The following is a 6193-nucleotide window of genomic DNA, read 5'->3' on the forward strand; positions in this document are numbered from 1 at the left end:
GGTCTCGGATGCCGCTTGCGTCTTCACGCAGTGTCGAACGAGCCGTTGATGCGATGGTCACCCGGCGACGTCACCCGAAAGTGTGAGGGCGCACCCGAGGAGACACCGGGGGACAACGGCAAGGGCGCCCCCGCCGGTTCGGCAGGGGCGCCCGTTGGCGGGCCGGAGTGGTACGGACCCGGTCTCAGACCAGGCCGGCCTTCTCCAACGCGCTGCCGCAAGTGTCCACGATCAGCCGCGTCACCACGTACGGGTCGATGTTCGCGTTCGGACGGCGGTCCTCGATGTAGCCCTTCTGGTCCACCTCGACCTGCCACGGGATACGCACCGACGCGCCGCGGTCGGAGACGCCGTAGCAGTACTCGTTCCACGGGGCGGTCTCGTGGGCGCCGGTGAGGCGGTGCTCGACGCCGGAGCCGTAGTTCTTGATGTGCTCCAGCGGCTTGTCGTCGCGGCCCAGCGCCTCCGCGGCCTCGATGATCGCCTCGTAGTTCTCGCGCATCTTCCTGGTGGAGAAGTTGGTGTGCGCGCCCGCGCCGTTCCAGTCGCCCTTGGCGGGCTTGGGGTCGAGGGTGGCGGAGATACCGAAGTCCTCGGCGGTGCGGTAGAGCAGCCAGCGCGCGACCCACAGGTGGTCGGAGACTTCCAGCGGGCTGAGCGGGCCGACCTGGAACTCCCACTGGCCCGGCATCACCTCGGCGTTGATGCCGGAGATGCCCAGGCCCGCGGCGAGGCAGTTGTCCAGGTGCTTCTCCACCACCGGGCGGCCGAAGATCTCGTCGGCGCCGACGCCGCAGTAGTAGCCGCCCTGGGGCGCGGGGAAGCCGTTCTCCGGGAAGCCGAGCGGGCGCGAGCCCTGGAAGAAGGTGTACTCCTGCTCGATGCCGAACAGCGACTCCTGGTCGGCGAACCGCTCGGAGATCTCCCGCAGCGCGGCCCGGGTGTTGGACTCGTGCGGGGTGCCGTCGATGTCGAAGACCTCGCACAGCACGAGCTTGTCGTCGCCGCCGCGGATCGGGTCGGCGAAGGTGGCGACCGGCTTGAGTACGCGGTCCGAGGCGTGACCTTCGGCCTGGTTGGTGCTGGAGCCGTCGAAGCCCCAGATCGGCAGCTCGGCGCTGTCGGCGAGGATCCTCGTCTTCGAGCGGAGCTTGGCCGTCGGCGCGGTGCCGTCTATCCAGATGTACTCAGCCTTGTAGGTCACGGTGACGCCATCCTTAACGAACGTGAGCGCGGGTGCGGCCCCGAGCCGCGCTGATCGGGCCGGAGCACAGCGTCCCAACGGCGGCTTTCCCATCCGTTGCCCAGGTGTTAACCACGTGTGAACTGCCCGCTTTGACCAGCGGGAACCTCCTCATCCGCCCCGCCCGCCCCAGGGGGTGCCGTACTCCCCGGGCGGGCACGCGGCACGGGTAGGGTCGGGGCCATGCCGCACAGCATCGTGGAGTACTCCGCCGACGTCGCCGACACCTTCGACCGACCCCTGTTCGCCAAGGGCCTGCACGAAGCCCTCGTACGGATCGCCGGCGGCCGCGCCGGGGGCTGCAAGACCCGCTTCGTCCGGCTCGACGAGACGTACATCGCCGACGGTTCGGCGGGCCACGCCATGGTCCACGTGCAGATCAGCGTCCTGTCCGGCCGCACCGCGCAGGTGAAGCGGGAACTGGCCGACACGGTGCTGGAACTGCTGCGCGAGTCCGTCCCGCCGCTGCCGGCCGCGGAGTTGCAGATGTCCGTCGACGTCCGGGAGCTGGACCGGGAGACGTACGTACGGCACGAGGCGCCCGCGGCGGAGCAGGCATGACGCTGCGGGTGGGGCTGCTCGGAACCGGCCCGTGGGCGTTGCGGGCGCACGCCCCCGCACTGGCCGCCCACCCGGGCGTGGACCTGGCCGGGGTGTGGGGCCGCAGGCCGGAGGCGGCCGAGCAGCTCGCGCAGGAGTTCGGCGGGCGCGCGTACGGCGATCCGGACGCGCTGATCGACGACGTGGACGCGGTGGCGATCGCCCTGCCGCCGTCCCTCCAGGCCCCGTTGGCCGCGAAGGCGGCGCGGGCCGGGCGGCATCTGCTGCTGGACAAGCCGCTCGCGGCGACCGTCGAGGCGGCGCGGGAGGTGGTCGCGGCCGTGGAGTCCACCGGGGTGCGCTCGGTGGTGTTCTTCACGCTGCGCTTCGACGCCGGCGCGTCCACGTGGATCGAGCGCCAGGCCGCGGCCGGGCAGTGGTCCACCGGCCGTGCCGACTGGTACGGCGCGGTCTTCGGCGGCGACACCAGCCCGTACGCCGACTCGCCGTGGCGGCGGGAGAAGGGCGGGCTGTGGGACGTCGGCCCGCACGCGCTGTCGGTGCTGATGCCGGTGCTCGGCGACGTCACCGAGGTGCACGCGGCCCGCGGCAAGGGCGACCTGGTCCACCTGACGCTGCGGCACACCTCCGGCGCGTCGAGCACCTCCGCGCTGACGCTGACCTCGCCGCCGCCCGGCGCCGGCGTGGCGATCGAGTTCCGCGGCGCCCCCGGGATCGCGACGTATCCCGACGGCGTCGGCGGGCCGGCGACCGACGCGATGGCGCGCGCGATCGACGCGCTCACGGCCGCCGAACCGCACCCGTGCGACGCCCGGTTCGGGCTGCGCGTCACCGAGATCCTCGCCGCGGCGGAGGAAGCGCTCGGCGGGTAGGGCAGTTACGTGCCGCGCGGCCCGAGGATCGCGCCCGCGGCCGACCGGGTGGAGCTGCCCGAGCCGTCGTTGTAGCAGGTAGCAGGTAGCAGGTAGCGGTCAAGCGGTCGGCGGGCTCAGACCTGCCCGTCCCATCCCCACCGCGGCGTCGGCCCCGGGTCGCCCAGTGCCGTACCCGGCTGCGACACCGACTTCGCGATGCGCGTCCCCCACTCGATGTACTCCGCGAACCGCTGCTGCAACAGTTCGTCGGCGGGCAGTTCCTTCGCGGCCGTGGCGACCATCAGCTCCACCCACCGGGCCCGCTGCTCCTCGGTGATCGCCAGGTCGACATGGTGGCTCAGCAGCGCGTGGTGGCCGCCGAGCCGCGCGGTGTACTCCGCCGGGCCGCCGAACACCTCCGACAGCCACACCACCACGTGCTCGACGTGGGTGGGCGTGAAGTGCGCGAAGACCGGTGCCAGCAGGGGGTCTTGGAGGACCTGGTCGTAGAAGGAGTCGATCAGGCGGTGCAGGGCGTCAGCACCGCCGATGGCGTCGTAGAAGCTCGGCTGCTCGGGCATACGCCCCATCCTCACCCCGTGGTCGCCCGGGAGCGAGTGGCTTCGCCGCGAGCGGATCAAACGGAGCAGCGGGTTCCGCGAGGAGGGGTACGTGAGGGGGGAAGTACCGCGCCGTGGCCGCGCCGTGCCGGGAAGAGAACGGCGCCGGGGGTAGTTTGCACTGATCATGAAGGCGATCGTTTACACCAGCAGCGGCGGACCCGACGTACTCACCCTCACCGACCGGCCGGTGCCAGAACCCGGGCCCGGCGAGGTGCGGGTGAAGGTCAGGGTCTCCGGAGTCAACCCGACGGACTGGAAGTCGCGGCAGAGCACGCAGCCGACCCGGCCGCAGGTGCCGAATCAGGACGGTTCCGGTGTGATCGACGCGGTCGGCGCGGGCGTACCCGCCGAGCGGGTCGGCGAGCGGGTATGGCTGTGGGAGTCCGCGTTCCAGCGGCCCGACGGCACCGCGCAGGAGATCACCACGGTGCCGGCCCGGCAGGCCGTACCCCTGCCGGACCACGCGTCGTTCGACCTCGGCGCCAGCATCGGGGTGCCCGCGATCACCGCCCACCGCGCGCTGACCGTGGCGGAGTCCGGCCCCCGCCGGCTGGCCCCCGGCGCGCTCGACGGGCGTACGGTCCTGGTCGCCGGCGGCGCGGGCGCGGTCGGCAACGCCGCGATCCAGCTCGCCCGTTGGGCCGGCGCCACCGTCATCACCACGGTCAGCGGCCCGGAGAAGGCCGCGCTGGCCACCGCGGCCGGCGCGCACCACGTCGTCAACTACCGCGAGCAGGACGCGGCGGCCGAGATCCGCCGGATCGCGCCCGACGGCGTGCACATCGTGGTGGAGGTCGCCCCGGCGCACAACGCGGAGTTGGACGCGGCCGTCACCGCGAACAACGCGGTGATCGCGTTCTACGCCGACGACTCCCAGGAGTTCGTCGCGCCGGTCCGCCGCTCGATGTTCTCGAACCTGCGCTGGCAGGGCGTGCTGCTCTACACGGCGCCGGCCGAGGCGAAGGACGAGGCCGTGGCCGCGATCTCCGCCGCGCTCGCCGACGACGCGCTGCGGGCCGGCCCCGACGCGGGGCTGCCGTTCCACCGCTTCCCGCTGGAGCGGACCGCGGCGGCCCACGAGGCGGTGTGGGGCGGGGCGGTCGGGAAGGTGCTGATCGACGTGGCGTCGTAGGGCCGCGTGGCCGTATTCCAGCCGTATTCCAGCCGTACCAGCGGTACCGGCCATGTCCGTCGTGGCCGTGTCGCAGGCGGGTAGGGGAGGACGGCCGGTGCGGGGCCGGTAGCGGGTAGGGCGGGGCGGATCTTCGGTGGCCGGGCCGGGACGGCGGGGCGGTCCGCGGCCGGTCTGAGAGGGCGGTAAGTGACTTGCTGTCCGGTTCGTGCTTGTGGCTGGGGCTGGTGGTGGCCTCTCCGGGTGGCTATGGCCGTGGCTGGGTGAACAATCCCTGCTCGGGCTCCGTCAGGATCCCGCGTCCCTTCCGGTGGTGCCGGCCGGCACCCCGACGGCCGCGTGCAGGCTCTGGGTGTCAAGCACCACCAGGCTCGGGTCCGCCTTGCGCCCCCGGCTCTCGCGGACCTGCCGGCGCAGCAGGTCGTGGATGGTCTGGTCGGTGCCGTCGTCGCGCCACTTGTAGAAGTAGTACTTCACCGCGCCGACCGGGGGCAGATCGTGGGGGAGGTAGTCCCACTGGCAGCCGGTACGGGACTGGCAGAGCAGCGCGTTGACGATCTCCCGCATCTCGTAGCCGCCCTGACGGCCGCTGACGGAAGGATGCCGGGCCTTCCAGGAGGCGATGACCGGCTCGATCAGGGCCCACCGCTCGTCGGACAAGTCGCTCTTGTAGGGCCGGCGGTAGCTCACGAAGAACACTCCAGCACGACAGCACTCCCCGATCAGCCCCGATCCGCCCGTGCCACACGTTCCAGCGACAAAAAACCCGGCATAACGTCACATACCGCCCCCTCAGGCCGCGTCGACGTATGCCTGCGCCGCAGTGCGGGCGACCCGTTCGACCTGGTCGATGCCGCCCTGCTCGGAGTGCTGCCCGGACGACAGCACGCTCACCAGCAGCCGGTGCCCGTCGTACGTCACCTCGCCGATGCTGTTGATGTCCCACAGTCCGGTGGCGCTGCGCTGGAGCCAGCCGTTCTTCAGCGCGTAGCCGGCGTCGTCGGAGTCGGCGGCCGACACCCCCCAGCGCTCGCCGTCGATCACGGTCCGCATCAGCCCGGAGAGGTACGCGCGCGAGGCCGACGACAGGGGAGAGCCGCTGTCGAACACCGCGTGCAGCAGGGCGATCTGGTCGCTCGCGGTGGTCCGGGTCAGCCCCCACAGGTCGCCGTCGCCGCCGACCGTGTGGTTCAGCCCGAACGTCTTGTTCGCGGCGGTCAGCCCCGCGCTCCGTCCGATCGCCCGCCACAGGTCGAGCGCCGCGTCGTTGTCGCTGCGTTCGATCATCGCCGTGGCCAGGCTCCGCTGCGCGGCGGTCAGGTGGGTGCCGGCGCGCTGGTCCTGGAGCAGCAGTGTGGCGAGGATGTCCACCTTGACGATGCTCGCGGTGTCGTACGAGGTGGCGCCGGTCTCGTACGTGGCCGGGGCGCCGCTGTCCGCGTCGGGGACCGCGACGGACACGTTGCCGCTGACGCCGAGGGCGCGCACCGCCTGGGTCACGGCGGCATCGGGCGAGGCGGTGGTCTTCGCCGCCGCGGCGGCGGTGTCCGACGACGCGGCCGCCTCCGTACTGCCGGTCGTGGCCGAGGTGGTCGGCGGAAGTGCCGCCTGCGACGCGGTCGCGGTTGCGGTCGATGTCGCGGTTGCCGTCGCCTTCGGTGCGGACGTGTCGGCGGTCGGGCTGGTATCGGAACCCGCCTTCGCGGAGGGGGACTGCACGATCGTGGCCAGGGTGAGCACGGCCATCGCGGCGAGGGCCGTCACGGAGATCAGCAGGGGG

At 72.4% G+C, this 6193-nt stretch carries 6 protein-coding genes and 1 pseudogene; 3 read left to right on the top strand and 4 right to left on the bottom strand.

The window, feature by feature from the left end; all coding sequences use genetic code 11:
• Positions 1 to 184: 184 nt before the first annotated feature.
• On the bottom strand, positions 185 to 1204 hold the full coding sequence (gene glnII, locus AC13HU_RS29680; RefSeq protein ID WP_483045058.1) for a glutamine synthetase: 1020 nt from the start codon (positions 1202 to 1204) through the stop codon (positions 185 to 187).
• Positions 1205 to 1426: 222 nt separating this feature from the next.
• Between glnII and AC13HU_RS29685 the strand changes: the two genes are divergently transcribed.
• Together AC13HU_RS29685 and AC13HU_RS29690 are read left to right on the top strand one after the other, a co-directional pair.
• Entirely contained in the window at positions 1427 to 1804 is a 378-nt protein-coding gene (locus AC13HU_RS29685; RefSeq protein ID WP_483045059.1) for a 5-carboxymethyl-2-hydroxymuconate Delta-isomerase, read from the top strand.
• A gap of 2 nt (positions 1805 to 1806) precedes the next feature.
• Entirely contained in the window at positions 1807 to 2676 is an 870-nt protein-coding gene (locus tag AC13HU_RS29690; RefSeq protein WP_483045063.1) for a Gfo/Idh/MocA family protein, read from the top strand.
• A gap of 116 nt (positions 2677 to 2792) precedes the next feature.
• Here the strand turns inward: AC13HU_RS29690 and AC13HU_RS29695 are convergent, their stop codons facing one another.
• Positions 2793 to 3239: a group II truncated hemoglobin gene (locus AC13HU_RS29695; RefSeq protein ID WP_483045060.1), complete on the bottom strand. Its 447-nt coding sequence runs from the start codon at positions 3237 to 3239 to the stop codon at positions 2793 to 2795.
• A 166-nt stretch (positions 3240 to 3405) separates the two neighbouring features.
• On the opposite strand from AC13HU_RS29695, the gene AC13HU_RS29700 reads away from it, so the two are divergent.
• Complete coding sequence (locus AC13HU_RS29700; protein WP_483045061.1) at positions 3406 to 4413, top strand: NADPH:quinone reductase; 1008 nt, start codon at positions 3406 to 3408, stop codon at positions 4411 to 4413.
• Positions 4414 to 4710: 297 nt separating this feature from the next.
• On the opposite strand, the pseudogene AC13HU_RS29705 reads toward AC13HU_RS29700, so the two are convergent.
• Both AC13HU_RS29705 and AC13HU_RS29710 read right to left on the bottom strand, forming a co-directional pair.
• Positions 4711 to 5103 (bottom strand): annotated as a pseudogene (locus AC13HU_RS29705) (transposase); the annotation flags it as partial.
• A gap of 102 nt (positions 5104 to 5205) precedes the next feature.
• Positions 5206 to 6193, bottom strand: a 988-nt coding sequence (locus tag AC13HU_RS29710; RefSeq protein ID WP_483045062.1) for a serine hydrolase, incomplete at its 5' end; no start/stop codon positions are given.

The organism is Streptomyces sp. NH27 (assembly GCF_056859195.1).

Coding starts and splice junctions, on each gene's coding strand:
- AC13HU_RS29685 (WP_483045059.1), top strand. CDS start 1,427: ATGCCGCACAGCATCGTGGAGTACTCCGCCGACGTCGCCGACACCTTC.
- AC13HU_RS29695 (WP_483045060.1), bottom strand. CDS start 3,239: ATGCCCGAGCAGCCGAGCTTCTACGACGCCATCGGCGGTGCTGACGCC.
- AC13HU_RS29700 (WP_483045061.1), top strand. CDS start 3,406: ATGAAGGCGATCGTTTACACCAGCAGCGGCGGACCCGACGTACTCACC.